This is a genomic window from Amycolatopsis sp. NPDC049688, assembly GCF_040674975.1.
Lineage (GTDB): Bacteria > Actinomycetota > Actinomycetes > Mycobacteriales > Pseudonocardiaceae > Amycolatopsis.
The window spans coordinates 79,853-104,639 of record NZ_JBFANY010000003.1 but is presented as its reverse complement, the minus strand read 5'-3'; the positions used below and the strand labels follow the sequence as shown (position 1 = coordinate 104,639).

Genomic DNA, 24,787 nt, shown 5'->3' with positions numbered 1-24,787 from the left:
ATACGTCAACTCTAGCCTAGACTGTTCGCATGGCGGAGATGAGCCCCGAGGACTGGGCGTTCTGGGACACCTGGATGCGCGCGCAGCGCCTGGTCCTCCGCGAACTCGACCGGGGCCTGCAACGCGACTGCGGCATCTCGAAGGCCGAGTTCAGCGTGCTGGTGACGTTGCGGCGCCCGATGCGCGTCGGCGAGCTCGCCGACGCGCTCGGCTGGGAGAAGAGCCGCGTCTCGCACCTGCTGACGCGGATGGAGAAGCGCGGCCTGGTCGCCCGGACCGAGGACGGCGCCGGTGGCCGGCGCACCGGGATCGAGCTGACCACGGAAGGCCGCCGCCTGGCGGGAAGTGCAACGCGGGCCCACGGCGCCAACATCCGCCGGACGGTGCTCGACGCGCTGACGGGCGAGCAGGCCGCGGCCATCCGGTCGTGGAGCGAGGAACTGGTCGACCGCATCGACCCGGCCTAGAAGAGGGCGGCGACCAGCGCGCCGAGCGGGGGCAAGACGCCGAGGGCGATCCCGGCCGGCAGCATGAACCGGATCTTCGCCTAGAGGACCTTCCGCAGCAGGGCGTTCACCTCCGCCGGCCGTTCCATCGACGGCAGGTGCCCCGTGCCGGCCAGTTCGGCGAGTTCCGCGTGCGGCAACGATTCCGCCAGGTGCGTGGACAGTTCGACCAGTCCGCGCGCGTCCTCCGTCCCGATCACCACCAGCGCGGGTGTGGTGATCTCGGCGAGCCGGTGCCGGGTGTCCGGGATCCGTTCCGTCCACTGTGGAGCCGTCCAGTCGTGCCGGTACACCTGCTCGCACATTTCCCGGACCAGGGCGAGCATTTCCTTCGGCAGCACGGAAACGTCCCGCCCCGGACCGGCGACCAGGTACCGGATGTTGGCCTCCGCCATGGCCCGCACGTCCGCCGGGTCGACGTCGACGGCGCGGGCGCGGTAGCGGTCGAGACGGCCGGCGGGCAGGATTTCGGCGGTCAGCCGCGCGATGTCCGCCTGCATGTGGTCCGGCCACTCGTGTCCGGTGAGGCCGGAACCGAGCAGCACCAGCCGGGTGATCCGCTCCGGCGCGGCCAGGGCGGCGTCCAGCGCGCACGCCCCGCCCATCGACGCCCCGACCAGCGCGGCCTGCTCGATCCCCCGGGCGTCGAGCAGGGCCAGCAGGTCCTCGTAGTGGGCGTGTTCGCCGGTTTCGCCGCCGGTTTCGCCGAAACCGCGGCGGTCATAGCGGATCACCCGGTGGCCGGCGGCGAGCTCGGTGAACTGCGCGTCCCACAATCCGGCGGTCGCCGATGGCGGCGTGCAGCAGCACGACCGCGGGCCCCTCACCCGCTTCGTCGTAGCCGAACGCCGTCCCGTCCACCTCGATCGTCGCCATGGCCCCAAGCTAGCGGCACGACCGTGTCACACACGCCCGGTTTCGCTGAGGGCGAGAGACTAAGGTGCGGTTCATGACCGACGGATTCACCTTGACGCGCGAAGGCGAAGTCGCCCGCCTGACGCTGACCCGGCCGGAAAAGATGAACGCCATCACCTACGGCATGTGGTCGGCGATCCCGGACGTCGTGGCCGAGGTGGAGGCCGACTCCGCGCTGAAGGTGCTGGTGATCGCCGGCGCCGGGAAGCACTTCTCGGCGGGCGCCGACATCAGCGAGTTCGGGGAGCTGCGCACCACCGCGGACGGCGCGGCGAGCTACGACAAGGCCGTCGCCGGCGCCGTCGCCGCCCTGACCGCGATGCGGAAGCCGTCGATCGCGATGATCCAGGGCAACTGCATCGGCGGCGGCTGCCAGGTCTCGGTCGCCTGCGACTTCCGGTTCGCCGCCGAAGGTTCCCGGTTCGGCATCACTCCGGCGAAGCTCGGCATCGTCTACGACTTCGACTCCACGCGCCAGCTCGTGTCGCTCGTCGGCCCGGCGCACGCCAAGTACTTCCTGCTGTCCGGCGAGCTGATCAGCGCCGGCCGCGCCCGCGAAATCGGCCTGCTCAACGACGTTTTCGCGGCCGACGACCTCGAAGCGTCGACGCTCGCCTTCGCCGGGACGCTGTGCTCGCGCTCCCAGGCGTCGATCCGCGGGATGAACCGGATCATCGAAAAGATCGTCGCCGGGCAGGAGGCCCCGGACGCCGAGGTCGAGGAGATCCGCTCGGACGCCCTGCACGGCGAGGACTACGCGGAGGGCGTCGCCGCGTTCCTGCAGCGGCGCCCGCCGCGCTTCACCTTCCGCTGACCCTTTCAGCTCTCCAGGTACGCGTGGAAGTGCTCGGCCACGACGTCGGTGACCCCGGCGGGGTCGAGCCGCCCGTCGATCTCGATCACGCGGATGCCGAGGTCCCGCGCCGCGCGCACGGCGTGGGCGGCGAGCATCCGGTCGCGCGTCAGCCGGGTCCGCTGTACCGGGATCGCCGGTTCGTCCGGCCGGTGCCGGAGCTGGTGCTGGCGGAACAGCTCGGTCGGCACCAGCACCACCATGCGGCCGGGCGAATCCACGAGCGGGGCGACCAGTTCCGGCCGCAGGCCCCGGCCTTCGGCGACGATCGGCCGCGGCGACGTCAGCGCGCGCAGATCGTCGAGGGCGCAGCGGAAGCGGTGCCCGAACTCGGCCATCATCGCGGTCAGCTGGTCGCCCACCGGGAGGTCGTCGGGCAGCGGGTTGCCCGGCCGGGCCCGGTCGTCGTGGTGGTAGGTCGTCAGGCCGTGCCGCTCGGCGAGCAGCCGGGCGACGGTGGACTTCCCGGTCCACCGGGCGCCGCCGATCCACAGCGCCTTTCCGAGGGTGCCGAACGGATCCCAGGTCATGAGACGACTATCGCGGGCCCGGCGGCCCGCTGGCCAGTGTTCCGGCACCGGTTGATCCGTTCAGCGCACCGTGACCCCGCACGCACGCCCCGGATTCAGCGTGCGTCGCGCTCGCCGTCGACCACGAGCACGGTGGAGCTGTCCGCGAACTCCGGCTCCGGGCCGATCCGGAAGTGGAACCGCGAGCCCGGCCGGACCGCGGCGATCACCTGGTTCTCGGCCGTGTCGAGGACGATGATGGCCAGCTCGGTGGTGACCGGCTCGGGCCGCAGCACGACGTCCGGCCGCGGTTCGGGGACCACGATCGGCAGCGGCAGGGTTCCGCTGACCGAACCGGCGCCGAAGTCTTCGTCGTCCGCCGCCGGTTCGAACGGGGCCGGTGGCAGCAGCGGCGGCCGGCGCCGCCACCAGAGCCCGGCGAGCAGGCCGGTCAGCAGGCCGCCGGTGCCGCTGACGGCCGAAGCCAGCCCGACGCCGAGGCCGGAAGGTGCTTCGGCGGGCGCGGGGTTCGCCACGGGGGCGGCGGCCGGCGGGGGCGGCGGCAGCGGGCCGAACTGCACCCCCGGTTCCTGGACGGCGTCCGGGGGCAGCTGGAGGACCTGACCGGGCTCGATCGCGGCGGGGTCGGTGAACGGCGTGCCGTCCGGCCGCAGCCGGCCCTGGTTGAGCCGGAAGATCTCCGGGAAGCGCCGCCCGTCGCCGAGCGCGCGTTCGGCGATCTTGAACAGCGTGATGTCCTCCGGGTTGTCGGCGTGCGGCACGATGTAGTACTTCACCGGCGGCGCCGGAGGGTCGGCCTGCGCGAGTGCCGGACCGCCGGCGAGCACGGCGAACAGGATGCCGGCGCAGCTCGCCTGGCCGGCCCGTCCGAGGGCGCGGCGCACCGCGGGGACCCGGTTCTCGACCATGTCGGCACCTCTCCCCGGCGGCCCTCGGCGGGTCGCCGGTGTTGCCCTTCTACACGGGGCCGGTGCGGACGCGGTTCAGATCTTGCCTTCCCCGCGGCAGCACGAAGCCCGCCAGGCGGGGCCTGGCGGGCTTCGTGGACGTGCGGTGCTAGGAGACGGTGACGCCGGTGAACTTGACCTGCTTGGTCGGCGCTCCGGTGCCGTCCTGCGGGTTCGGGTTCGCGATGCCCGCCTTCGCCACCGCGTCGAGCACCTTGAGGCCCTCGTCGCTGATGCTGCCGAACACCGAGTAGTCCGCCGGGAGGCCGTCGGCGTTGCCGTAGACCATGAAGAACTGGCTGCCGCCGGAGTTCGGGGCCTGCGTCTTCGCCATCGCGAGGATGCCGCGGCCGTACTTGATCTCCGGGAACGCCTCGTCCGGCATCGTGTAGCCCGGGCCGCCCTGGCCGTCCTGGGTCGGGTCGCCGGTGGCCGACGGGTCACCGCACTGCAGCATCTGCAGGCCCTCGGTGCCGAGCCGGTGGCACATGGTGTCGTTGTAGAAGTTCTGCTTGGCCAGGCTGACGAAGCTCTGCACCGCGCAGGGGGCGAGCGCCCGGTCGAGCGTCAGCGGGATGTCGCCCGCGGTGCTCTTGAGCGTCACGTTCACCGTGCCGGTCGACGGGACGTTCTTGCCGTCGGGCAGGTTCACCTTCTTCGGCGCCTTGCCCGTCGTGTCGGCCTTGAAGTCGCACGTCGTCGGGTTCGGCAGCGCCGTCGCCCGCTTCGGCAGCGCGGTGCGCTGCGTCGGGATCTGGAGGTCGGTGGGCGGCGGCGCGGCCGAGGACGACGACGCCGCCGTGTCGGTGCCGTCGCCGCTGTTCGCGCTCACGATCCACACCACGACACCGGCGACGACGAGGACGGCCACGCCGACTACACCAGCCCCGATCATCCGGCGTCGCTTCTGCTGCTCCAATCGGCGCTCGAGCTGACGCTCGAGCTTGCGCTTCGCAGCTTCGCGGCGCTGCTGGTTGGTCGCCACCCCGTACCCTCCAGGTTTCCGCTCGTCTCACACGTTTGAGGTAGCGGCAGTGTATGGGCACAGCCTGTGAGGACCATGTACAGGGCCCGCTAGTCTCAACCCGATCGTGATCGGCGCCGTCGGGCGCGGAGGTGCTGGAGGCGTTCGGTGCTCGTCGTCGGGTTCGGCAGCGGCCCGCTGCAGGCCAACTGCTACCTGCTGGCGGCGGCCGCCGGCGGGCCGTGCGTGGTCGTCGATCCGGGGCAGGAGGTGGCCGCGCCGCTGGGCGCCGCGCTCGCCGAACACCGGCTGGTCCCGGCCGCTTTGCTGGCCACACACGGGCACCCGGACCACGTGGCCTCGGCCGCCGCGCTGTCGGCCGAGCACGGTGTCCCGCTGCACCTGCACCCGGCCGACGCGGACCTCCACGACGGCGACAGCGTGCCCCTTGCGCCGGGCGCGTACGCGGGTCTGGACGTCGACGTCCGGCACGTGCCGGGCCACACCCCGGGATCGGTGGTGATCGCGCTGGAGACGCCGGAAGGCGGGCGGCTCGCGCTGACCGGCGACACGCTGTTCGCCGGCTCGGTCGGCCGCGGGGACGTGGGGGAGGCGTTGCGGAGCCTGCTGGCCGGTTTCCCGGACGACACGGTGGTGCTGCCGGGCCACGGCCCGGCGACGACGATCGGCCGGGAACGCGCGGGCAACCCGTTCCTCGCCGGGACGGGGGCCGGCCGGTGACCGAACGCGTGGCGCTGTTCGAGGAGGACCCCCGCGGCCGCCGTCGCCGCGGGATCTCGGGCCTGATCGGCGTGGTGATCGTCGCGGCGGCGTTCGGCGGGATCGCCGGCCTGATCGGCGGCACGGTGACCGGCTTGGTCGTCGCGCTGGTGATCGCGCTGCCGCTGCTGTACGTGATGGCGGTCAGCATCCGCCGCCGCGTCTGGCTGGAGGGTTCGACGCTGCTCGTGCGCACCTGGGGCCTGCGCCGGGTCGACCTGGTCACGGCGACCCGCCTCGACCTCGTCGTCGGCGACGTCCGGGGCAGCCGCACGGTGAGCCTGCTGGTCAACGCGGGGCAGCGGGGGAAGGTCGCGAAGGTCGACCTCGCGGTGTTCTCCGGCACGGGCGGGCGCGAGCTGGGCATCCTGCAGCTGCGGAAGCTCGCGAACGCGCTGATGAACAACACGGAGGCGAACGGCCTGGTGTTCGGCGAGCTGCTGGTGGCCGAGCTCAAGGCCGAGGCGCGCGGCGCGGGCGTGGCCGAGCGCCCGCTCTACCGGCTGGCGTCGGTGGCGCCGTCGGGCAAGTACGTCCAGCGGTTCACGATGGAGGCGGTCAGCCGGTTCGTGGCTACGCTGGACTGAGCTTCCCGGCGGCGAGGTGCCCGGCGGGCTCGCGGGAGGCGATCAGGGCGGCCAGGACGGTGGTCACCGGGACGGCCGCGACGATGCCGACGCTGCCCGCGAGCGTGCGGATGATCTCCTGCGCGATGTCCTCGCTGCCCAGCAGCGCGCCGAGCCCGACGCCGGAGATCGACGAGTACAGCAGCACCGGCAGCGCGGCCCCGGCGTAGGCCATGACGAGCGTGTTGACCGCCGAACCGACGTGGTCGCGGCCGATCCGCAGGCCCGAGTGGTACAGCTCGCGCCAGGTCAGGTCCGGGTTGGCGCGGCGCAGCTCCCAGACCGCGCTGGTCTGGGTGACGGTCACGTCGTCGAGCACGCCGAGCGCCCCGATCACGACGCCGGCCAGCAGCAGCCCGCGCGCGTCGATGCCGTGGCCCAGGGAGCCGATCAGGGTCGACGTGCTGTCGTCGAGCCCGGTCAGCGACGCCGCGGCGGAGAAGATCGCGGACAGGACGCCGATGAGGGCGAGGCTGACGAGCGTGCCGAGCACGGCGGCGGACGTTCTCGCGGACAGCCCGTGGGTGAGGTAGAGCGCGATGAACATGATCGCGCCGGCCCCGGCGATGGCCACCACCAGCGGGTTCTCGCCGGCGAGGATGGCCGGGAGGACGAACAGCGCGATGACGACGAACGACAGGCCGAGCGCGACGAGCGCGGCGACGCCCTGCCACCGCCCGAGCACGAGCACCGCGACGGCGAAGAGCGCGGCCAGCACGAGCAGCGGGGTCCCGCGCTGGAAGTCGACGAGCTGGAAACTGGCGGGATCGCCGGGGTTGCCGTTGTTGTAGGCGAGCACGACGGCGTCCCCGGCGGCGAACCGCGGGGTGCTGGGCTCGATCGGCACGGTCAGCTTGAGCGGCTTCCCGGCGGCGGGGCCGTCGGTCATGGCGAGCTCGACGGTCAGGCAGGGTTTCGCGTTCGGATCGGACTGGTCGCCGACCTGCACCTGCCCCTGCGCGAGGCAGGGCCCGGTGGTGGTGGTGCGGATGTCGGCGTGCACGGGGGTGCCCTGCGGGACGACGCTGGTGGGCGAGGCCTTGCCCCAGGGGTAGAGGACGACCATGCCGACGACGGTGGCGAGGGCGAGCGGGGCGAGCAGCCAGATCAGGAGAAGCCGGACCCGGCGGGAGGCCGGGGCGGCGGGGCCGTGGCCGTGCCCATGGCCGTGCCCGTGGCCGGTTTCCGGGGCGGCCGGGGTTGGGCGCCGGACGCGCTGGGGTCCGGTGTCGCCGCGGGCCGTGCGGTCGCCTTCGGCGGGGACCGGCTGGGGGCCGGTGTCTCCCCGGCGGCCTGCGCGGCCGGTGTCGGCGAGACTGCCTCGGCGGCTCCCTCGGTCGCTGTCGGCGGGGACCGGCTGCTGTCCGGTGTCCCGGCGTGTGGCGCGGTCGCTTCCGGCGGGGATGCGCTGGGGTCCCGTGTCACCCCGGCGGCCCGTGCGGTCGTGGCCGGCCGAGGCCGGCTGCGGTCCGGTGTCTCCCCGGCGGGCGCGGGTGCCGTCGGCGGGAACTCGCTGCGGCCCGGTGTCGGGGCGCCGGGCGCCGTTCGTCCCGGCCGGCACCCGCTGCGGGCCGGTGTCCGTGCGCCGGCGAGCCGGGTCGGCTGCGCGGCGGGTGCCCTCGGCCGGGGTCCGGCGGGCGGGTTTCCGGGGCGTACCCGGCGTTCCGGACTCACCGTGGCCCGGCGAAAGGGACACCTCGTCCGTGATCCGGCGGATCGGGCCGGTTTCGTCGTCGTCGAGGTCAGGGCGGTCCACCCGCACATCCTGACAGCGGGTTTCCCCGTGCCCGCAACGGGCCGCCCCGCCGCCCGGTTCCTCCCGCCTTCGCCCGAACTCACGTGATCAGGCGCGTGACCCGCGTGATCGGAGGGGCATCTCGCGTGATCGGGAGGGCATCGCGCGTGATCAGCGGGGCATCAGCCGTAGGCCTGGCGGACGTGGACGCGGCGGTAGGCCGACGGTGGCGTGTCGAAGTGGTCGAGGAAGGCCTGGCGCAGCGTCTCCGTCGAGCCGAAGCCGCAGCGGCGGGCGATCGTCGCCAGCGGGAGGTCGGTGCCGGACAGCAGGCGGGCCGCCTGCTCGGTGCGGATCGTGCGGACGTACCGGCCGGGGGTCGTGCCCAGGTGGGCGTCGAACAGCCGGGTCAGCTGGCGGGTGCTGATCCCCGCCCGGGCCGCCAGGGCCGGGGTGCCGAGGTCGGCGTCGAGGTGCTCGGCGATGTAGGCCGTCAGGTCGCGGACCTCGCGGTGCTCCGGCGGCGGCCCGGTCAGGAACATGCTCACCTGGGCCTGGTTGCCCGGCCGCTGCAGGTACGTGACCAGCGCGCGGGCCGCCTCACGGGCCAATGACGGCCCGTGGTCGGCCTCCACCAGGGACAGCGTCAGGTCCAGCCCGCTCGTCACGCCCGCCGCCGTGTAGACGTTGCCGTGCCGGACGTACAGCGGCACCGGGTCCACCGTCACGGACGGGTAGTCCCGGGCCAGGCGCGCCGCGTACCGCCAGTGCGTCGTCGCGCGGCGGCCGTTCAGCAGCCCCGCCGCGGCCAGCACCTCCGCGCCCGTGCACACCGACGCGATCCGGCGGCTGGACCGGGCGAGCCGCCGGACGTGGGCCAGGACGCGCTCGTCGGCCGCCGCGGCCGTGCTGCCCCAGCCGCCCGCGACGACGAGCGTGTCGAGGTCGCCGGCGACCTGGTCGAGCCGCAGGTGCGGCTGCAGCGTCAGGCCGGAACCGGTGCGGATGCCGTGGCCGTCGACCGAGGCGAGCTGGAGCTCGTACGGCGGGCGCGCGCCGAGCCGGTTCGCGGCGTCGAACACGTCGGCGGGGCAGGCGATGTCCAGCAGCTCGGCGTCGGCGTATCCGACGATCGCGACCCGTCTGGGTGAGCCTGGCATGATCGCACGCTAGCAGCCGGGACTGGCGCTCGGACGTGGTTCGCAGGAATCCGGACATCCGCCCCGCCCGCGTCCCGCGCGGGCGCCACCGTGAACGGCATGACCGATGACCGCAAGACCATCGCCTTCGTCGTGTACCCCGGCCTCACCCCGCTGGACCTCGTGGGCCCCCTGCAGGTGCTGAGCGCCCTCGCCCAGATGGACCCGCGCTACCGGACCGTCGTCGTCGGGGCGACCAAGGACACCGTCGGCACGGACACCCCGCTGCGGATCGCGCCCGGCCACACCTTCGACGAGGTCCCGCACCCCTTCGCCGTGCTGGTGCCCGGCGGGACCGTCCCGACCCTGCACGCGATGGCCGACGAGCGGCTCCTCGCCTGGCTGCGCACCGCGGCGGGGAGCGCCGAGCTCGTGACGTCGGTCTGCACTGGATCGCTCGTCCTCGGCGCCGCCGGCCTCCTGGACGGCAGGCAGGCGACGACGCACTGGATGTTCCGCGACCTCCTGCCCGGCCTCGGCGCGACGCCGGTCGCGCGGCGGTGGGTCGAGGACGGCCCGGTGATCACCGCGGCCGGCGTCTCGGCGGGCATCGACCTGGCGCTGCACCTGGCCGAACGGCTGGCCGGGCCGCAGGTCGCGAAGAACATCCAGTTCGCCATCGAGTACGACCCCGAACCGCCGCAGGGTGGCCTGGACTGGGAGAACCAGCCGTACGGCGACCTGAAGCCGTTGCGCGAGCACACCCTGCGCGAAGGACTGGCGCAGCACCCCGATCTGCTGGCGAAACTGCTTTCGCACGCGTGAGGACGAACGTCGTCGGCCATCCGGGTGAGCGGGGTTCCGCCGGCCCGCCGGACGGTTAGATTCACCTCGCTCGATCAGGTGATCTCGCGGGTGGGGTGTGGTAGCCGTGCGGTTCCAGGTCCTCGGCCCGTTGGCGGCCTCCGTCCCGCTGCCGTCGGCGGCCCAGCCGCGGCGGCTGCTCGCCGTCCTCCTCGCCCGGGCCGGCCGGTTCGTCGGCCGCGACACGCTGGTCGACGAACTGTGGCCGGACGGCGCGCCGCCGAGCGCCGCGGCGATCGTCCAGGTCACCGTGTCGAAGCTGCGCAAGACGCTCTCGCCCGGCCTCGGGGCCGCCGAGGCCGGGCAGCGGCTGCGGTCCGGGCCGCGCGGCTACGCGCTGACCCTCGAGCCGGGGGAGCTGGACGCGGACGACTTCCTGGCCCTGCTGTCCTCGGGGGCCGACGACCGGGCGCAACGCCGGCGCGCGCTCGAACGGGCCCTCGCGTGCTGGCGCGGCGACGCGTTCGCCGACGTCCCGGGCGGCCCGCTGCTGGAGGCGCACAAGCTGTGGCTGGCGGACCGGCGCTCGGCGGCGCTGCTGCAGCTGGTCGAGCTCGAACTGGCCGACGGCGACGGCCGGTCCGTGGTCGAGCGGCTCGACCCGGTGGTCGCGGCGCGGCCCGCGGACGAGGTGTTCGCCGCGCGGCTCGCCGCCGCGCTCGGTGCCGTCGGCCGCCGCGGATCGGCGCTGGAGGTGCTCCGCCGGACGCGGCGGGCGCTGTGGGACGAGGCGGGCGTGTGGCCGGGCGCCGACCTCACCGCGGTGTACCGCCGGATCGCCGGCACCGAATGGACGACGCCGGGGCCGCCCGCCCAGCTCCCGCCGGCGGTGCCCGACTTCACCGGGCGCGCGGCCGAACTCGCCGAGCTCGCCCGCGCGCTGCGGGGCCCGGCCCCGGTCGTGCTGCACGGCGCCGCCGGGGCCGGCAAGTCCGCGCTGGCGGTCCAGGCCGCCTGGCGGGCCCGCCGCCGGTTCCCCGACGGCCAGCTGACCGCCTCGCTGCGCGCCGAAGACGGGACGCCGGCCGATCCGGCGGCCGTGCTGACCGGGTTCCTGCGCCGCCTGGGCGCGACCCCGGCGGAACTGGCCGACCGCGCCGGCCTGCCCGGGCTCTGGCGCGGCTACACCGCCGACCGGCGGCTGCTGGTGCTGCTCGAAGACGCCGGATCCGAGGCCCAGGTGCGGGCCCTGCTGCCGAGCGGGCCGGGCTGCGCCACGCTCGTCACCGCGCGCCGGGAACTGCCCGGGCTGTGCGGGGCACGGGCCGTCCCGGTGCCTGCACTGTCCACTGAGGACTCCTGGGCGCTGCTCGCGGCGATCGTGGGGGAGCCGCGCCTGGAGGCGGAACCCGAGGCGGCGCAACGGCTTCTCGGTCACTGCGCCGGGCTTGCGCTCGCCGTCCGGATCGCCGGGGTGAAGCTCGCGGGCCGGCCGGGCCGGCGCGTCGCCGACCTCGCCGCGCGCCTGGCCGACGACCGCCGCCGGCTCGACGAGCTGACCGCCGGCGACCTCAGCGTCCGTGCCACGGTGACGTCGGCGCTGCGCGGTGCCGAGGTGCCGCTGCTGAGGCTGCTCGCCGCGTTCGGCACCGCCGTCCCGGACTGGTGCGCGGCGGCCCTGCTCGACCGGCCCCTCGACGCGGCCCGCGACCGGCTCGACGACCTGGCCGCCGCCCACCTGCTGGACCCCGCCGGGCCGCGGTGGGCGGTGCCCCCGTTCGTGCGGCTGGTACTGGCCGACAACGCCGAAAACCCGGGGGAGACCGACCGGGCCGCGCTGCGCCGGGCCTGCGAGGCCGCCCTCGCGTACGCCGAACACGCCCGCGGCCGCCCGGCACCCGGCCTGCCCAAGCCGGATCCGGCGGTCGCCCGCCGGATCGCGGCCGACCCGGCCGGGGAAGCCGCCCACCTCGCGGCCGCCGCGCGGCTGGCGGGCGGGCACGGCTGGCACGACCTGACCGAACGGCTCGCCGACGCCTGCACCGAGCTGGCGGGCACGCCGTGGCTCGGCCACGCCGCCCGCGCCGTCTCGGTGCTGGGGCTGGCCGCGGCCCGCCGCCGCCGCGACCCGCGCGCGGAGGCCGAGAAGCTCCACCACCTCGGCGCCGTGCATTCGCAGCACGGCCACTGGTACCGGGCGCAGAACTACTTCGTCATGGCCGAGCACCGCTACCGCGCGCTGGACGACCCGCGGGGCACCGGCGCGGTGCTGGCCGCGCTCGCCGACGTCCACCTCGACGGCGGTGACCCGCGGGCCGCCGAGGCCGAGCTCCGGGAAGCCCTCGGGCTGCTGCGCGCGTGCGGGGACCGCCGCGGGCAGGCGGCCGTGGCGGCGCAGCTGGGCTCCCTGGCCGAAGACGTCGGCGACGTCCGGCGCGCGGTCGAAAGCTTCGAGATGAGCATGCTGCTCGCCCGGGACTGCGACGACGGCCGGGGGCACGACCAGGCCGCGAAGCGCTACGCCGACGTCCTGCGCCGCCACGGCGGCCACGACCGGGCGGCCGACCTGCTGACCGGCGCGCTCGGCGGGGCCGTCCGCACCCGCGAGCGGCACTGGGAGGCGCACGTGCTGCGCAGCCTCGGCGACCTGCACACCGACGCCGGCGAACTCGCCGACGGGCAGCACTTCCTGACGCGGTCGCTGGCGCTGTTCGAGCAGATCGGGCACCGGCACGCGGCCGCCTACACCCACCGCAGCCTCGCCGAAGCCCGCCGCCGCGCGGGCGACCCGGCGGGCGCACGGCGGCACCTGCTCGTCGCGCTGGGCGTGTTCCGCGAGCTGCGAGACCGCCGCGGAGCCGGGTACGCCCTGCTCGGCCTGGGGCGGACGCAGGCAGGCGACGGCGCCACCGCGGAGGCGGCGCGGCTGCTGCGCACCTCGGCCGGGTTGTTCCGGGAGCTGGGGTTCCCGCTGTGGGAGCTGCGGGCGCTACGCGAACTCACCGCCGTCACCGGTGCCGCCGCGGACCGCGACCGGACTCGTGAAGTCTTGACGAAGATCAAAACCTGACCCCCGGCGCGCGGCGGTCTCGTTTGGCGAAGTTATGGCCGCCCCGATTTGGCTCGCGGGTGTCCGGATCGGCTTACGAGGGAGACAACGCATGCGGGGACAACGGATGCTGGCGCGGGTGGCACTGGGGCTGGCCGCGTCCGCCGCGACGGCGGTGTTCGCCACCATCGGCACCGCGTCGGCGACCGTCGAGGTCACCAAGCTCACCCAGGCGCAGGCCGCGTCGCAGCTGTCGGCGGCCGGGGTGACGCACTCGTCGAGCGGCGGCTGCACCGACCGCAACAACTCGACGTGCACGTCCTACGAGCAGATCAACCAGAGCACGGTCAGCGGGGTCATCACGCTGAAGCGGGCCAGCGGGTGCGCCGTCAACATCACCGGCGGCACCGAAACCGGGCACGCGTCCGGCACCTACAGCCACTGGAACGGCTACAAGGTGGACATCTCGCACAACAGCTGCATCGACGCCTACATCAAGAACAGCTTCGGCTACATCGGCCTGCGCGGCGACGGTTACCCGCAGTGGAAGGCGGGCTCCGGCAACCTCTACTGCGACGAAGGAAACCACTGGGACATCACGTACTACACCTGCGGCTGCTGAGCGGGGCCGGGCCTGCCTGCTCCGAGGGCAGCGGGCAGGCCCGGTTACCGGCCGCGGCGGCCGGGTACCCCTCCGGGCGGAGGTGGGAAAATGACATCCACCGGCACCCCCGCCACCCGGCACCGCACCGCGATGGTCGGCGCGGCGGCCGGTCTCGTCCTGCTGGCCGGGTTGTACCTGGTCATGGCCCCGTGGATCACCGGGTTCGGCGGCGCGGGCGTCCTCGCGCTGAGCGACACGCTCGTCGGCCTGGTCCTGATCGCGCTGGCGATCGCCCGCACCGCGACCCGGCGGCTCGCCCTGATCGGCTGGGTGGTCCCGGTCCTCGGGGCGTGGGCCGCGATCTCGCCGTGGCTGCTGCGGCACGCCGGGGAGACGGCGCCGTCGACGGGTGCCCTCGTCGGCAACGTCGCGGCCGGCCTGGTGGTCGTCGTGGCGGGCGTGGCGCTGGCCCGCCGCGTCAGTTCCTGATCAGCAGCCAGTCGCCCGGGCCGCCGCCCGGGCGGTACGGGCTGTCCGCCCGCTTCGCGACGATGCCGGGGAGGCCGTGCTGGCGGCTGGCCCCGGAAACGGCCTCGCCGCCGCCGAGGTAGTACCGCGGCACCTGCCAGTGCCGGTCCTCGACCGCCAGGCCGTCGAGGAGTTCCCGGCGTTTCGTGTACGGCAGGTCCAGCGTCGCCCGGCCGTCGAGGTGCAGGACGTCGGACGCGAAGTAGAAGACCGGGCAGCTGGCCTTGAGCCGTTTGGCGGCCGCGCCGTCGGCCCGGCGGCGTTCTTCGAGGCCGTCCGGGTACGGCTTGCCGTCCTTCACCACGACGACTTCGCCGTCCAGCAGCACTTCCGTCGACCCGAGCTGCTCGCCGAGCTTGTGCAGTTCGGGGTACCGGCCCGTGACGTCGGCGCCCGTCTCGTCGTGCGCGGTCACGCGGCCGCCGCAGACCAGCAGCATCGTGCGCAGGCCGCCCCAGGCGAATTCGTAGGCCCACTCGTCGTCGTCCGCGGGCAGTTCGCCGGGCACCGCCGTCATCGGCTCCAGGAACTCCGGCGCGTCTTCGTGACCGGGTTCGGCCGGGTCGAGGCGCCGCAGCGTCCAGTCGCGGTCGTCCTCGTCGTGCCGGTTGGTGAACAGGTACTTGCCGCGCGCGCGTTCGCCGTGGAAGACCACCTCGACCTTGTGGTCGTTCCAGTGCAGGGTTTCGTACTTCCCGGTGTCCCACACGGTCATCCGGCCGCCGCCGTACTCGCCGGCCGGGATCTCGCCGGAGAAGGTCAGGTACTCCATGGGGTGGTCTTCGGTGTGCACCGCCAGGCGCGGCACGCCGGGGGAGAGCGGCAGGCCCTTCGGCACCGCCCACGAGACGAGCACGCCGTCGCGTTCCAGCCGGAAGTCCCAGTGCAGCCGGGTGGCGTGGTGTTCCTGGATGACGAAGAGGTCGTTGCCGCCGGGGACGGGCGGGCCGTCCGGCCAGGGTTCGGAGGTGCGGTCGCGGGCCCGCTTGCCGCGGTATTCCTCGAGTCTGTCCGCCATGGGTGCCCCAGTACCCCTTCCGCTCCAGAGCGTCCAGGGTACCGGGGCGAACCCTCAGTCGGTCTCCGCCATCGCTTCGGCGAACTGCGCCGCGTACAGCCGCGCGTACGCACCACCGCTGTGCAGCAGTGTTTCGTGGTCGCCGTGCTCGACGATCCGCCCGTGCTCCATCACCAGGATCACGTCGGCGTCGCGGATGGTCGACAGGCGGTGCGCGATGACGAAACTCGTGCGGCCGCTGCGCAGCTCGTTCATCGCCCGCTGGATGAGCACCTCGGTGCGGGTGTCGACGGAGCTGGTCGCCTCGTCCAGGATGAGGATGATCGGCTTGGCCAGGAACGCCCGCGCCACCGTGATCAGCTGCTTCTCACCCGCGCTGACCGTGCCGCCCTCGTCGTCGAGCACCGTGTCGTAGCCGTCCGGCAGGGTGCGGACGAAGCGGTCGACGTAGGTCGCCTGTGCCGCTTGGACGATGTCCTCGCGGCTGGGGTCGTCCGCACCGTAGGCGATGTTCTCCGCGATCGTGCCGCCGAACAGCCACGCGTCCTGCAGCACCATGCCGGTCTGGTCCCGCAGCTCCTCGCGGTTCATCTTCGCGATGTCGACGCCGTCGAGCGTGATCCGCCCGCTGTCGAGCTCGTAGAACCGCATGAGCAGGTTGACCAGCGTCGTCTTCCCCGCTCCGGTCGGGCCGACGATCGCCACCGTCTGCCCGGGTTCGACAGTCAGCGAAAGGTCGTCGATCAGCGGCTTGTCCGGCAGGTAGCGGAAGGAGACGTCCTGGAACTCGACGCGGCCGCGCACCGGCGACGGCCGCTGCGGGTCCGACGGCTCCGGGCCCTGCTCCTCGGCGTCGAGCAGCGCGAACACCCGCTCGGCCGAAGCGACGCCGGACTGCAGCAGGTTCGCCATGCTGGCGATCTGCGTCACCGGCTGGCTGAACTGGCGCGAGTACTGGATGAACGCCTGCACCTCGCCGAGCGTGAGGCTGCCCGACGCGACGCGCAGCGCGCCGATCACCGCCACCAGCACGTAGCTGAGGTTGCCGATGAACATCATCGCCGGCTGGATCATCCCGGAGATGAACTGCGCCCGGAAGCTCGCCTGGTAGAGTGTTTCGTTCTGCTTGTCGAAGATCGCCGCGGACTCGTCGCGCCGGCCGAACACCTTGACCAGCGAATGCCCGGTGTACATCTCTTCGACGTGCGCGTTGAGCTTCCCGGTCGTCGACCACTGCTTGATGAAGTTCGGCTGCGCCCGCTTGCCGATCTTCGCCGCCACGACGGCCGAGAGCGGAACCGTGAGCAGCGCGATCGCGGCCAGCAGCGGCGAGATCAGGAACATCATGATCAGCACGCCGATCACCGTCAGCAGCGACGAGACGATCTGCGACAGCGTCTGCTGCAGGGACATCGCCAGGTTGTCGATGTCGTTGGTGACGCGGGAGAGCACCTCGCCGCGCGGCTGGCGGTCGAAGTACTTCAGCGGCAGCCGCGCGAACTTCTCCTCGACCTCCTGGCGCAGCCGGTACACCGCGTGCTGCACCAGGGTCGTCGTCAGCCGGGCCTGGATCAGCCCGAGGAACGACGAGATGACGAACAGTGCCAGCACGGTCAGCAGGATCTGTCCGACCTTGTCGAAGTCGATGCCGACCCCGGGCACCAGGTCGACCCGGCTGTAGATGTCGGCGAGCGTGCCGTCGCCGCGGGCCCGCAGGCCGGCGACGATCTGCTCCTTGGTGACCCCCGGCGGCACCTGCTTGCCGAGGACGCCGGCGAGGATGGCGTCGGTGGCCTGGCCGAGGATCTTCGGCCCGATCACGGTCAGCGCGACGCTGGCCGCGCCGAGCACGAAGACGGCGACGAGCGCGACCTGTTGCGGTCTCAGCAGCTGCAGCAGCCGTTTGAGGGATCCCTTGAAGTCCAGGGCCTTCTCCGGCGGCGCGCCACCGCCCATGAAACGGGCACCCGGCCCGGCGGCCGCGGCCCCGGTGTTCCGGTGCCGCTGCGCGGTCGGCCGTTCCCCGGCGTCGGTGACGGCGGTCTTCGGCGATTCCGTGGTGCTCATGCCGCCTCCTGCTCGGTCAGCTGGGACAGCACGATCTCCCGGTAGGTTTCGTTGGTGTCCATGAGTTCGTGGTGGGTACCGGTGCCGACGACCCGGCCCTCGTCGAGGACGATGATGCGGTCGGCGCCCCGGATGGTGCTGACCCGCTGCGCGACGATGACCACCGTCGCGTCCTTCGTCTCCGACACCAGCGCGCGGCGCAGGGCCGCGTCGGTTGCGTAGTCCAGCGCCGAGAACGAGTCGTCGAACAGGTAGATCTCCGGTTTGTGCACCAGCATCCGGGCGATCGCGAGCCGCTGCCGCTGGCCGCCCGAGACGTTCGTGCCGCCCTGGGCGATCGGCGCTTCGAGGCCTTCGGGCATCGCTTCGACGAAGTCCTTGCCCTGGGCCACTTCCAGCGCGTGCCACAGCTCTTCGTCGGTGGCGTCCGGGTTGCCGTAGCGCAGGTTGCTCGCCACCGTGCCGGCGAACAGGTACGGCTTCTGCGGCACGAGCCCGACCGCGCGGGCGAGCACCGCCGGGTCGAGGTCGCGGACGTCGACGCCGTCGACCTTCACCGTGCCGGCCGTGGCGTCCATCAGCCGGGGGATCAGGTTGAGCAGGGTCGTCTTGCCGGTGCCGGTGGAGCCGATCACGGCGGTGGTCTCACCCGGCCGCCCGATCAGCGAGATGTCGCACAGGACGGGCTTTTCCGCGCCGGGGTAACGGAATTCGACCCCCGACAGCTCCAGGTGCCCGTGCACCGCGCCCGGGCGGATCGGCGTCACCGGCGGCCGCACGCTCGACTCGGTGTCCAGCACCTCGCTGATCCGCTCGGCGCTGACCTCGGCGCGCGGCACCATCATGAACATGAACGTGGCCATCATGACGGCCATCAGGATCTGCAGCAGGTAGGACAGGAACGCCGTCATGGCCCCGATCTGCATGCTGCCGGAGTCGATGCGCTGGCCGCCGAACCACAGCACCGCGACGCTGGACACGTTCATCACCAGCATCACGATCGGGAACATCAGGGCCATCAGCCGCCCGACCCGCAGCGAGACGGTCAGCAGCTCGTCGTTGGCGACGTCGAAGCGCTGCCGTTCGTGCTTGTCGCGCACGAACGCGCGGATGACCCGGATGCCCATGATCTGCTCGCGCAGGATCTGGTTGATCCGGTCGATCCGGACCTGCATCAGCCGGAACGCCGGCCGCATCTTCGCGATGATCAGGCCGACCGAGACCGCGAGCACGGGCACGATCACCAGCAGCAGCGACGACAGCGGCACGTCGAGGTTCAGCGCCAGGATGATCCCGCCGACGCACATGATCGGCGCCGAGACCATCAGCGTCAGCGTCATCAGCACCAGCATCTGGACCTGCTGGACGTCGTTGGTGGTGCGGGTGATCAGCGACGGCGTGCCGAACTGGCCGACCTCGCGCGCCGAGAAGTCCTGTACCCGGTGGAAGACCCCGGCGCGGATGTCGCGGCCGATCGCCATCGCCGTGCGGGCGCCGAAGTAGACCGCGCCGACCGAGCCGGCGATCTGGGCCAGCGTGACCGCGAGCATCACCGCGCCGATCCGCAGGATGTAGGCCATGTCGCCCTTGATCAGGCCGTTGTCGACGATGTCGGCGTTCAGCGTCGGCAGGTAGAGCATGGCGATCGTCTGCACCAGCTGGAGCGCGACGATCACCCACAGCGTGCCCCGGTACGGGCGCAGGTGGCTGCGCAGGAGCTTGACTAGCACAACGGTTCCCCCAGTGGAGTGGTGGTGTTCGGGTCGGGTTTTCCTTCGGTGCCGCCGGTCAGGGTCGGCATCCCGGCGGCCAGCTCGTCGAGCAACCGCTCCAGGGTCGGCAGGAGCAGTTCGCCTTCGCTCGTGAACCAGTTGACGAAGGCGACGCGGACGGCGCTTTCCACCGAGGAGGCCATCAGCCGGCACAGCAGGTGGTCCACACCGCCCACCCGTTTCGCGATCGTCTCGGCCAGGACCTGCTCGACCGTCGCATGGGCTCTCAGGAACTCCCCACGCAGCGCGAGCTGGCCCATCAGCTCCCGGATACGGGCAACATACGCGCGATCCGGCTCGCCATCACGCGAATATTGCTCGAGCACCGCGTGCTTGACCGAGTCCCAGAGCGGCTCGCCCGCCGGCCGGGCGAGCAGGGCTTCGCGCATCCCCTCGTGGCGGTCGACGACGACCGCGCAGACCGCCTGCTCCTTGCTGGAGAAGTAGTTGTTGAATGTGCGGGGGGAGACGCCCACCTCGGTGGCGATGTCCTCCACCCGGACGTTCTCCAGCCCCCGCTCCAGCGTGAGCCGCAGCGCGGCCTGGGCGAGCGCCCGGCGGGCCTCGCGCTTCTTCCGCTCCCGCAGGGTCAGCTTCGGGAGTTCTTCCGGCGGCATGTGCAGAGTGTAGCGAAAAACTTGCGTGCCACGCAAAAAATTGCGTGGCACGCAAGTTCGGGACGAATCGGGCATCACCTGCGGTTTCGCGGCCAGGGCCTGCCTCAGCTGCGGGTTCGCCGGCCGTGTGCGCAGTGTTGCGACCCGCAATTTGCAAAATTGAACCGAATGGCCTAATCCACTGCGCTCACCAGCGGCGACGCTCCGAAATCGCGATCACACAGGGCGATCATGCGGGGACCGGCTGTGGACATCCCACGAACCTTTCTGCTTGCATGTCCCGCATCGCCGCCGGGGGTCGGCGCCACCGTCGTTCGCAGCACCGTCGTTCGTGCACCTGAGCAAGGAAGAAGTGGGACCACATGGCGAGCCGGGCCCGGGAACTCCTGGATCGATCACGCGTCCTGCTGGACCGTTCGCGGGTGGCCGCCGCGCAGTTCCTCACCGCGCCCCCGAAGCACCCCGGGTACGCACCCCCGGCCGGGCCGGCGATCGCGGAGCTGACGCCGCTGGAGCCGCCGGCGGCTCCAGCGGCGGGCGGCGAAGGCGTGCTGGCCGAGATCTGCGCCAGCGTCGCCCTGCGGGACCTGAACCTGCTCGACCAGCTCCTCGCGCGCCTGGAGGAGCTGGAGGCGGGGGAGGAGGACCACCACCGCCTCGCCGAGCTCTACCAGCTCGACCACCTCGCCACGCGGCTGCGGCGCAACGCCGAGAACCTGCGCGTGCTCGCCGGGCAGGACACCGCCGACGACACCGCCCGCGCGACGTCGGTGCTGGACCTCATGCGCGAGGCGATGTCCTCGATCAACCACTACGCGCGGATCACCATCGGCCGCGTGGTCAACCTCGGCGTCGTCGGCTTCGCCGCCGAAGACCTGGGACGGGTGCTGGCGGAGCTGTTCGACAACGCCGCCAACCAGTCCTCGCCGAGCTCGCCGGTGCACGTCAGCGCGCACCTGACCGAACAGGGCAGCGTGCTCGTCCGGATCGAGGACGAGGGCATCGGCATTCCCGCGGACCGCGTCGGCGACCTCAACGCGCGGCTCGCGGCGGGCGGCGACCTCGACGACGCCTCGGCGCGGCACATGGGCCTCGCCGTGGTCGCCCGCCTCGCCGCCCGGCACGGCGTCACCGTGCGGCTCGACCGGCGCAGCCCGCACGGCACGGTGGCCACCGTGCTGCTGCCGAGCGGCGTCGTGACCGAGCTCGCCGAACACGCCTGGTCGGGCACCCGGACCGTCACCATCGAACCGGTCAAGGGCGGCCGCGAGCCGGCTGCCGCGGGCGGGCTGCCGCGCCGCCGGGCCGGCACCTTCCCCCGCGAGACCCCGGAGCCGGCGGGCCCGCGCAAACCCAGCCCGCGACCCCGTCCGGTCGAGAGCACCGTCGGCGGGACGACGGCGAACGGCCTGCCGCGCCGCGTGCCCGGCAGCATCCGCGGGGCCGCACCGGAACCGCCACCGCCCCCGCCACCACCGGCCGGAAACACCGCCGCCGGGCACGAACAACTGCTCGCCGACCTCGGCGCGTTCGCCGACGGCGAGCAGGCCGCGCTCGCCGAGCACCGCACCCGGCAGGACGAGACGCCCGGAGGAACCACCCGGTGAGCGCGCCCCACCCGGCCACGGCGAACTTCGCCTGGCTGCTCGACGACTTCGTCCGGAAGGTCCACGGCGTCAGCCACGCGCTGATCATGAGCGTGGACGGCTTCCCGCTCACCGCGTCCGACTCGGTCGGCGAGGCCGAGGCCGAACAGCTGGCCGCGATCGCCAGCGGCCTGCTCTCGCTGGCCGGCAACAGCGCCGCGCTGTTCGGGAAAGGCAGCTGCGAGCAGATCATCATCCGGCTCACCCACGGCTACTTCCTGTTCATGGGCATCGGATCCGGTGCCGGGCTCGCGGTGCTGACCTCGGGCGAGGCGGACATGAAGGTGGTCGCCTACGAGATGACCCAGTTCATCACCAACGCCGGGCACGCGCTCACCCCCGAGGTGCGCGCGGAGCTGCGGCAGGTGCTGACCGCGCGCCGGCCTCGGATGTGACACCGTGCCTGATCAGGATGTGATGCCCGTGTCCGGACCGGACACCCCGTTGCCGCGCCGGAGCCGCCGGATCCGCGCGTACGCGCTCACCGGCGGCCGCACCGGCACCCGCTTCCAGCTGCTGGTCGAGACGCTCGTGTCGGTGCCGGAGTACGACCCGGCGCTGAGCGGCACGCTGATGCCCGAGTCGCGCTCGCTCTACGAACGCGCCCGGGCGCGGTGCTCGATCGCCGAGCTGTCGGTCGGGCTGGACCTGCCGCTGGGCGTGGTGCGGGTGCTGATCGGCGACCTCGCCGCCCAGGGGGCGGTGTTCGTGCACCCCACCGCGCACGCCTACCACCACGACACCAACGTGCTCGAGAGGATCCTTGATGGGCTCAAGCGGCTCCCCGCCTGAGGGCGATCTGCTGACGATCTCCGCGAAGATCGTCGTCGCCGGGGGCTTCGGTGTCGGGAAGACCACGTTCGTCGGTGCGGTGTCCGAGGTGCCGCCGATGAGCAACGAGGCGTGGATGACCGAGGCCGGGGAGGGCATCGACGAGATCCCGCCCGGCGGCAAGTCGACCACCACCGTGGCGATGGACTTCGGCCGGATCACCCTGCGTCCCGACCTGCTGCTGTACCTGTTCGGCACACCGGGGCAGGCGCGGTTCTGGTTCCTCTGGGACGACCTGAGCCGGGGCGCGCTCGGCGCCGTCGTGCTGGTCGACACCAGCCGGATCGACGAGTCGTTCGCGGCGATCAACTACTTCGAGAACGACTCGGAGCTGCCGTTCGTCGTGGCGGTCAACCAGTTCGAGGGCAAGCCGGTGCACGACTTCGACGAGGTGCGCGACGCCCTCGCCCTCGACCCGGCCGTCCCGCTGGTGACCTGCGACGCCCGGGACCGCGCGTCGACGATCGCCACCCTGACCGAGCTGGTCGGCCACACGCTGTCGCTGGCGGTGCTCTCCGGCCCGGCGGGCCGCGAGCTCGCCGTGAGCACCCCGCACGCCTGAACCCCGGAAGGTGAAGAGCTCCATGCGCAAGGTCCTGGTGGTGGGCGCCGGGCAGTCCGGGCTGCAGCTGGCCCTCGGGCTGCAGGCGAAGGACTACGACGTCACGGTGATGTCCGCGCGGACGCCGGAGGAGATCCGGCACGGGCGGGTGATGTCGACGCAGTGCATGTTCCACGACGCCCTGCAGCACGAGCGGGACCTCGGGATCAACCTGTGGGAGGCCGAGACGGTGAACGTCGAGGGCCTCGGCGTCTCGGTGGCCGCGCCGGACGGCGGCCGCGCGCTCGACTGGTTCGCCGAGCTCGACCACCCGGCGCAGTCGGTCGACCAGCGGGTGAAGATGGCGGGCTGGCTGGAGCTGTTCGAGGACCGCGGCGGCAAGCTCGTCATCCACGGGGTGATGACGTCCGAACTGGACGCGCTGTCGCGGCTCTACGACCTGGTGGTCATCTCGGCCGGCAAGGGGGAGCTGGTCCAGCTGTTCGACCGGGTGCCGGAGCGCTCGCCGTACACGAAGCCGATGCGCGCCCTTTCCCTGGTCTACGCGCGCGGGGTGCAGCGGCGGCCGGAGCACCCGGACAAGGTGGGGGTGCGGTTCAACATCGTCCCCGGCGTCGGCGAGCTGTTCATGATCCCGGCGTACACGCTGAGCGGGAACTGCGACATCCTCTTCTTCGAAGGCGTGCCCGGCGGGCCGCTGGACTGCTTCGACGACCACCCGGGCCCGGACGAGCACTTCAAGCGCGTGCTCGACCTGATGCGGCAGTTCGTGCCATGGGAGTACGACCGCTGCCGCGACGCGGAGCTGACCGACGCGAAGGCGGCCCTGGCCGGCGGGTACACGCCGGTGGTTCGCCACCCGGTCGGCACCCTGCCCGGCGGCGCGATCGTGCTGGGCATGGCCGACGTCGTCGTGGCGAACGACCCGATCACCGGGCAAGGGTCCAACAACGCGAGCCACTGCGCGGCGACGTACCTCGACGCGATCGTCTCCCGTGGCGAGCAGCCGTTCGACGCGGCCTGGATGGAGGCGACGTTCGAGCGCTACTGGGAGTACGCCCGGCACGTCACCGAATGGACGAACGCACTGCTCCTGCCGCCGCCCCCGCACGTGCTCCAGATCCTCGGGGTGGCGGGGCAGAACCCCGCGGTCGCGAAGCGGTTCGTCAACGGATTCATGGACCCCTCCGACTTCCAGCACTGGTTCATGGACCCCGCACTCTGGGAGAAATACCTGGCAGAGGTCTAGATCAGACTGTCGCCGATGGGCGATCCGAGCTACGGTAACTACCGAGAGTGAAGACGACCTCGGAGGTACGTGGCATGCGGGCGATGTGGAAGGGCTCGGTGTCCTTCGGGCTGGTCAGCATCCCGGTCCAGCTGTACGCGGCCACCGAGAACAAGAACGTCTCCCTCCGGCAGGTGCACGAGGCCGACGGCGGCCGCATCCAGTACAAGCGGTTCTGCACCATCGACGGCCAGGAGGTGCCGTACGCCGAGATCGCCAAGGGCTACGAGCTGCCCGACGGCGAGATGGTGGTGATCACCGACGCCGAGATGGCCGAGCTGCCGCTGTCCACCCAGCGCACCATCGACGTGCTGGAGTTCGTGCCGCTGGAGTCGATCGACCCGATCCAGTACGACCGCACCTACTACCTCGAGCCGCAGAAGAACGCGGTGAAACCGTACGTCGTGCTGCGGGACGCGCTGCACAAGTCGAGCCAGGTGGCGATCGCGAAGGTGGCGGTCCGGCAGCGGGAGAGCATGGCGGTGCTGCGGGTGCACGCCGACGTCCTGGTGATGACGACCATGCTGTGGCCGGACGAGGTCCGCGAGCCCGACTTCCCGTTCCTGCGCGACGACCCGCCGCAGATCCGGCCGCAGGAGCTCACCATGGCCGGGTCCTTGATCGACTCGCTGGCCGAGCCGGTGTTCGAGCCGGAGAAGTACCACGACCACTACCGCGAGGCCCTCGAGGAGATGATCGAGGCGAAGGTCGCCGGCGACGAGACGACCAAGCCCGCGGCGGTCACCGCCAAGGCCGACGTCGTCGACCTGATGGCCGCGCTCCAGGCCAGTGTGGACGCCGCGAAGAAGTCGCGGCAGTCCACTTCGGAGGCCGCCACGGCTTCCGCGGCGTCCGAAGAGGACGAGAAGCCGGCGAAGAAGAAGCCGGCCGCCCGCAAGCGCGCGCCGAAGTCCGCCTGAGCCGCCCGGACGGGTGGTCGTGCCGACACGCCGCCGCTTTCCCGCGTCCGGCCGCGGTACCGGCCTACCGTGGGGCATGTCCACGA

24 protein-coding genes are annotated in these 24,787 nt (G+C 72.6%); 14 read left to right on the top strand and 10 right to left on the bottom strand.

What is annotated here, in order from left to right; translation table 11 throughout:
• Positions 1-29 precede the first annotated feature (29 nt).
• Positions 30-467 (top strand): MarR family winged helix-turn-helix transcriptional regulator, encoded by a 438-nt coding sequence (locus AB0J55_RS11610; protein WP_364246276.1) that lies wholly within the window; start codon positions 30-32, stop codon positions 465-467.
• An 80-nt stretch (positions 468-547) separates the two neighbouring features.
• Here the strand turns inward: AB0J55_RS11610 and AB0J55_RS11605 are convergent, their stop codons facing one another.
• Positions 548-1,333: an alpha/beta fold hydrolase gene (locus tag AB0J55_RS11605; RefSeq protein WP_364246273.1), complete on the bottom strand. Its 786-nt coding sequence runs from the start codon at positions 1,331-1,333 to the stop codon at positions 548-550.
• Positions 1,334-1,455: 122 nt separating this feature from the next.
• Here AB0J55_RS11605 and AB0J55_RS11600 point away from each other — a divergent pair, with 122 nt between their 5' ends.
• Entirely contained in the window at positions 1,456-2,235 is a 780-nt protein-coding gene (locus AB0J55_RS11600; RefSeq protein ID WP_364246270.1) for an enoyl-CoA hydratase-related protein, read from the top strand.
• Between the two features lie 5 nt (positions 2,236-2,240).
• Here the strand turns inward: AB0J55_RS11600 and AB0J55_RS11595 are convergent, their stop codons facing one another.
• The 3 genes from AB0J55_RS11595 to AB0J55_RS11585 all read right to left on the bottom strand — a co-directional run bounded on the left by AB0J55_RS11595 (position 2,241) and on the right by AB0J55_RS11585 (position 4,736).
• On the bottom strand, positions 2,241-2,804 hold the full coding sequence (locus tag AB0J55_RS11595) for a hypothetical protein (protein WP_364246268.1): 564 nt from the start codon (positions 2,802-2,804) through the stop codon (positions 2,241-2,243).
• A 95-nt stretch (positions 2,805-2,899) separates the two neighbouring features.
• The gene (locus AB0J55_RS11590; protein WP_364246265.1) at positions 2,900-3,712 is read right to left on the bottom strand and encodes a hypothetical protein; all 813 of its coding nucleotides are present in this window, start codon (positions 3,710-3,712) and stop codon (positions 2,900-2,902) included.
• Between the two features lie 148 nt (positions 3,713-3,860).
• Complete coding sequence (locus tag AB0J55_RS11585) at positions 3,861-4,736, bottom strand: peptidylprolyl isomerase (protein WP_364246264.1); 876 nt, start codon at positions 4,734-4,736, stop codon at positions 3,861-3,863.
• A 147-nt stretch (positions 4,737-4,883) separates the two neighbouring features.
• On the opposite strand from AB0J55_RS11585, the gene AB0J55_RS11580 reads away from it, so the two are divergent.
• Together AB0J55_RS11580 and AB0J55_RS11575 are read left to right on the top strand one after the other, a co-directional pair.
• A complete protein-coding gene (locus AB0J55_RS11580; protein WP_364246261.1) occupies positions 4,884-5,456 on the top strand; it encodes an MBL fold metallo-hydrolase in 573 nt (190 codons plus the stop codon).
• The gene (locus AB0J55_RS11575) at positions 5,453-6,082 is read left to right on the top strand and encodes a hypothetical protein (protein ID WP_354809866.1); all 630 of its coding nucleotides are present in this window, start codon (positions 5,453-5,455) and stop codon (positions 6,080-6,082) included. The genes AB0J55_RS11580 and AB0J55_RS11575 overlap by 4 nt, the downstream gene beginning before the upstream one ends.
• Here the strand turns inward: AB0J55_RS11575 and AB0J55_RS11570 are convergent.
• Positions 6,069-7,877 (bottom strand): YibE/F family protein, encoded by a 1,809-nt coding sequence (locus tag AB0J55_RS11570; protein ID WP_364246259.1) that lies wholly within the window; start codon positions 7,875-7,877, stop codon positions 6,069-6,071. The two genes, AB0J55_RS11575 and AB0J55_RS11570, sit on opposite strands and share 14 nt — an antisense overlap.
• Before the next feature lie 161 nt (positions 7,878-8,038).
• Positions 8,039-9,016 (bottom strand): GlxA family transcriptional regulator, encoded by a 978-nt coding sequence (locus tag AB0J55_RS11565; protein WP_364246257.1) that lies wholly within the window; start codon positions 9,014-9,016, stop codon positions 8,039-8,041.
• A gap of 99 nt (positions 9,017-9,115) precedes the next feature.
• Here AB0J55_RS11565 and AB0J55_RS11560 point away from each other — a divergent pair, with 99 nt between their 5' ends.
• The 4 genes from AB0J55_RS11560 (at position 9,116) to AB0J55_RS11545 (ending at position 13,941) form a co-directional block, all read left to right on the top strand.
• Positions 9,116-9,820 (top strand): DJ-1/PfpI family protein, encoded by a 705-nt coding sequence (locus AB0J55_RS11560; protein WP_364246254.1) that lies wholly within the window; start codon positions 9,116-9,118, stop codon positions 9,818-9,820.
• Positions 9,821-9,926: 106 nt separating this feature from the next.
• On the top strand, positions 9,927-12,869 hold the full coding sequence (locus AB0J55_RS11555; protein ID WP_364246251.1) for a BTAD domain-containing putative transcriptional regulator: 2,943 nt from the start codon (positions 9,927-9,929) through the stop codon (positions 12,867-12,869).
• 91 nt (positions 12,870-12,960) lie between these two features.
• Positions 12,961-13,470: a hypothetical protein gene (locus AB0J55_RS11550; protein WP_364246249.1), complete on the top strand. Its 510-nt coding sequence runs from the start codon at positions 12,961-12,963 to the stop codon at positions 13,468-13,470.
• A gap of 90 nt (positions 13,471-13,560) precedes the next feature.
• Positions 13,561-13,941 (top strand): SPW repeat protein, encoded by a 381-nt coding sequence (locus AB0J55_RS11545; RefSeq protein ID WP_364246246.1) that lies wholly within the window; start codon positions 13,561-13,563, stop codon positions 13,939-13,941.
• On the opposite strand, the gene AB0J55_RS11540 is transcribed toward AB0J55_RS11545, so the two are convergent.
• The 4 genes from AB0J55_RS11540 to AB0J55_RS11525 are packed head-to-tail and all read right to left on the bottom strand — an operon-like array spanning position 13,931 to position 19,454.
• A complete protein-coding gene (locus AB0J55_RS11540) occupies positions 13,931-14,998 on the bottom strand; it encodes a DNA polymerase ligase N-terminal domain-containing protein (protein ID WP_364246243.1) in 1,068 nt (355 codons plus the stop codon). The genes AB0J55_RS11545 and AB0J55_RS11540 overlap by 11 nt on opposite strands.
• Before the next feature lie 54 nt (positions 14,999-15,052).
• Positions 15,053-17,065, bottom strand: a complete 2,013-nt coding sequence (locus AB0J55_RS11535; RefSeq protein ID WP_364246240.1) for an ABC transporter ATP-binding protein — start codon at positions 17,063-17,065, stop codon at positions 15,053-15,055.
• Complete coding sequence (locus tag AB0J55_RS11530; RefSeq protein ID WP_364246238.1) at positions 17,062-18,795, bottom strand: ABC transporter ATP-binding protein; 1,734 nt, start codon at positions 18,793-18,795, stop codon at positions 17,062-17,064. The genes AB0J55_RS11535 and AB0J55_RS11530 overlap by 4 nt, the downstream gene beginning before the upstream one ends.
• A complete protein-coding gene (locus AB0J55_RS11525) occupies positions 18,789-19,454 on the bottom strand; it encodes a TetR/AcrR family transcriptional regulator (protein WP_364246235.1) in 666 nt (221 codons plus the stop codon). Before AB0J55_RS11525 ends, AB0J55_RS11530 begins: the two co-directional genes overlap by 7 nt.
• A 362-nt stretch (positions 19,455-19,816) precedes the next feature.
• Here AB0J55_RS11525 and AB0J55_RS11520 point away from each other — a divergent pair, with 362 nt between their 5' ends.
• The 6 genes from AB0J55_RS11520 to AB0J55_RS11495 all read left to right on the top strand — a co-directional run bounded on the left by AB0J55_RS11520 (position 19,817) and on the right by AB0J55_RS11495 (position 24,701).
• Positions 19,817-21,061, top strand: coding sequence for an ATP-binding protein (locus tag AB0J55_RS11520; RefSeq protein WP_364246232.1), 1,245 nt, complete (start codon positions 19,817-19,819; stop codon positions 21,059-21,061).
• A complete protein-coding gene (locus AB0J55_RS11515; protein ID WP_364246230.1) occupies positions 21,058-21,495 on the top strand; it encodes a roadblock/LC7 domain-containing protein in 438 nt (145 codons plus the stop codon). Before AB0J55_RS11520 ends, AB0J55_RS11515 begins: the two co-directional genes overlap by 4 nt.
• Before the next feature lie 22 nt (positions 21,496-21,517).
• A complete protein-coding gene (locus AB0J55_RS11510; protein ID WP_364248161.1) occupies positions 21,518-21,892 on the top strand; it encodes a DUF742 domain-containing protein in 375 nt (124 codons plus the stop codon).
• Positions 21,867-22,493, top strand: a complete 627-nt coding sequence (locus AB0J55_RS11505; RefSeq protein WP_364246227.1) for an ATP/GTP-binding protein — start codon at positions 21,867-21,869, stop codon at positions 22,491-22,493. Before AB0J55_RS11510 ends, AB0J55_RS11505 begins: the two co-directional genes overlap by 26 nt.
• A gap of 22 nt (positions 22,494-22,515) precedes the next feature.
• Positions 22,516-23,742 carry a styrene monooxygenase/indole monooxygenase family protein gene (locus AB0J55_RS11500; RefSeq protein WP_364246225.1) on the top strand — a complete coding sequence of 409 codons (1,227 nt, stop codon included), beginning with the start codon at positions 22,516-22,518 and terminating at the stop codon, positions 23,740-23,742.
• 74 nt (positions 23,743-23,816) lie between these two features.
• The gene (locus tag AB0J55_RS11495; protein ID WP_364246222.1) at positions 23,817-24,701 is read left to right on the top strand and encodes a Ku protein; all 885 of its coding nucleotides are present in this window, start codon (positions 23,817-23,819) and stop codon (positions 24,699-24,701) included.
• Positions 24,702-24,787: the final 86 nt, after the last annotated feature.

Excerpts from the sequence above, each read along its gene's own strand:
- AB0J55_RS11610 (WP_364246276.1), top strand. The coding sequence starts at position 30 with ATGGCGGAGATGAGCCCCGAGGACTGGGCGTTCTGGGACACCTGGATG.
- AB0J55_RS11600 (WP_364246270.1), top strand. The coding sequence starts at position 1,456 with ATGACCGACGGATTCACCTTGACGCGCGAAGGCGAAGTCGCCCGCCTG.
- AB0J55_RS11595 (WP_364246268.1), bottom strand. The coding sequence starts at position 2,804 with ATGACCTGGGATCCGTTCGGCACCCTCGGAAAGGCGCTGTGGATCGGC.
- AB0J55_RS11590 (WP_364246265.1), bottom strand. The coding sequence starts at position 3,712 with ATGGTCGAGAACCGGGTCCCCGCGGTGCGCCGCGCCCTCGGACGGGCC.
- AB0J55_RS11565 (WP_364246257.1), bottom strand. The coding sequence starts at position 9,016 with ATGCCAGGCTCACCCAGACGGGTCGCGATCGTCGGATACGCCGACGCC.
- AB0J55_RS11560 (WP_364246254.1), top strand. The coding sequence starts at position 9,116 with ATGACCGATGACCGCAAGACCATCGCCTTCGTCGTGTACCCCGGCCTC.
- AB0J55_RS11550 (WP_364246249.1), top strand. The coding sequence starts at position 12,961 with ATGCGGGGACAACGGATGCTGGCGCGGGTGGCACTGGGGCTGGCCGCG.
- AB0J55_RS11545 (WP_364246246.1), top strand. The coding sequence starts at position 13,561 with ATGACATCCACCGGCACCCCCGCCACCCGGCACCGCACCGCGATGGTC.
- AB0J55_RS11540 (WP_364246243.1), bottom strand. The coding sequence starts at position 14,998 with ATGGCGGACAGACTCGAGGAATACCGCGGCAAGCGGGCCCGCGACCGC.
- AB0J55_RS11535 (WP_364246240.1), bottom strand. The coding sequence starts at position 17,065 with ATGAGCACCACGGAATCGCCGAAGACCGCCGTCACCGACGCCGGGGAA.
- AB0J55_RS11525 (WP_364246235.1), bottom strand. The coding sequence starts at position 19,454 with ATGCCGCCGGAAGAACTCCCGAAGCTGACCCTGCGGGAGCGGAAGAAG.
- AB0J55_RS11520 (WP_364246232.1), top strand. The coding sequence starts at position 19,817 with ATGGCGAGCCGGGCCCGGGAACTCCTGGATCGATCACGCGTCCTGCTG.
- AB0J55_RS11510 (WP_364248161.1), top strand. The coding sequence starts at position 21,518 with ATGCCCGTGTCCGGACCGGACACCCCGTTGCCGCGCCGGAGCCGCCGG.
- AB0J55_RS11505 (WP_364246227.1), top strand. The coding sequence starts at position 21,867 with ATGGGCTCAAGCGGCTCCCCGCCTGAGGGCGATCTGCTGACGATCTCC.
- AB0J55_RS11500 (WP_364246225.1), top strand. The coding sequence starts at position 22,516 with ATGCGCAAGGTCCTGGTGGTGGGCGCCGGGCAGTCCGGGCTGCAGCTG.
- AB0J55_RS11495 (WP_364246222.1), top strand. The coding sequence starts at position 23,817 with ATGCGGGCGATGTGGAAGGGCTCGGTGTCCTTCGGGCTGGTCAGCATC.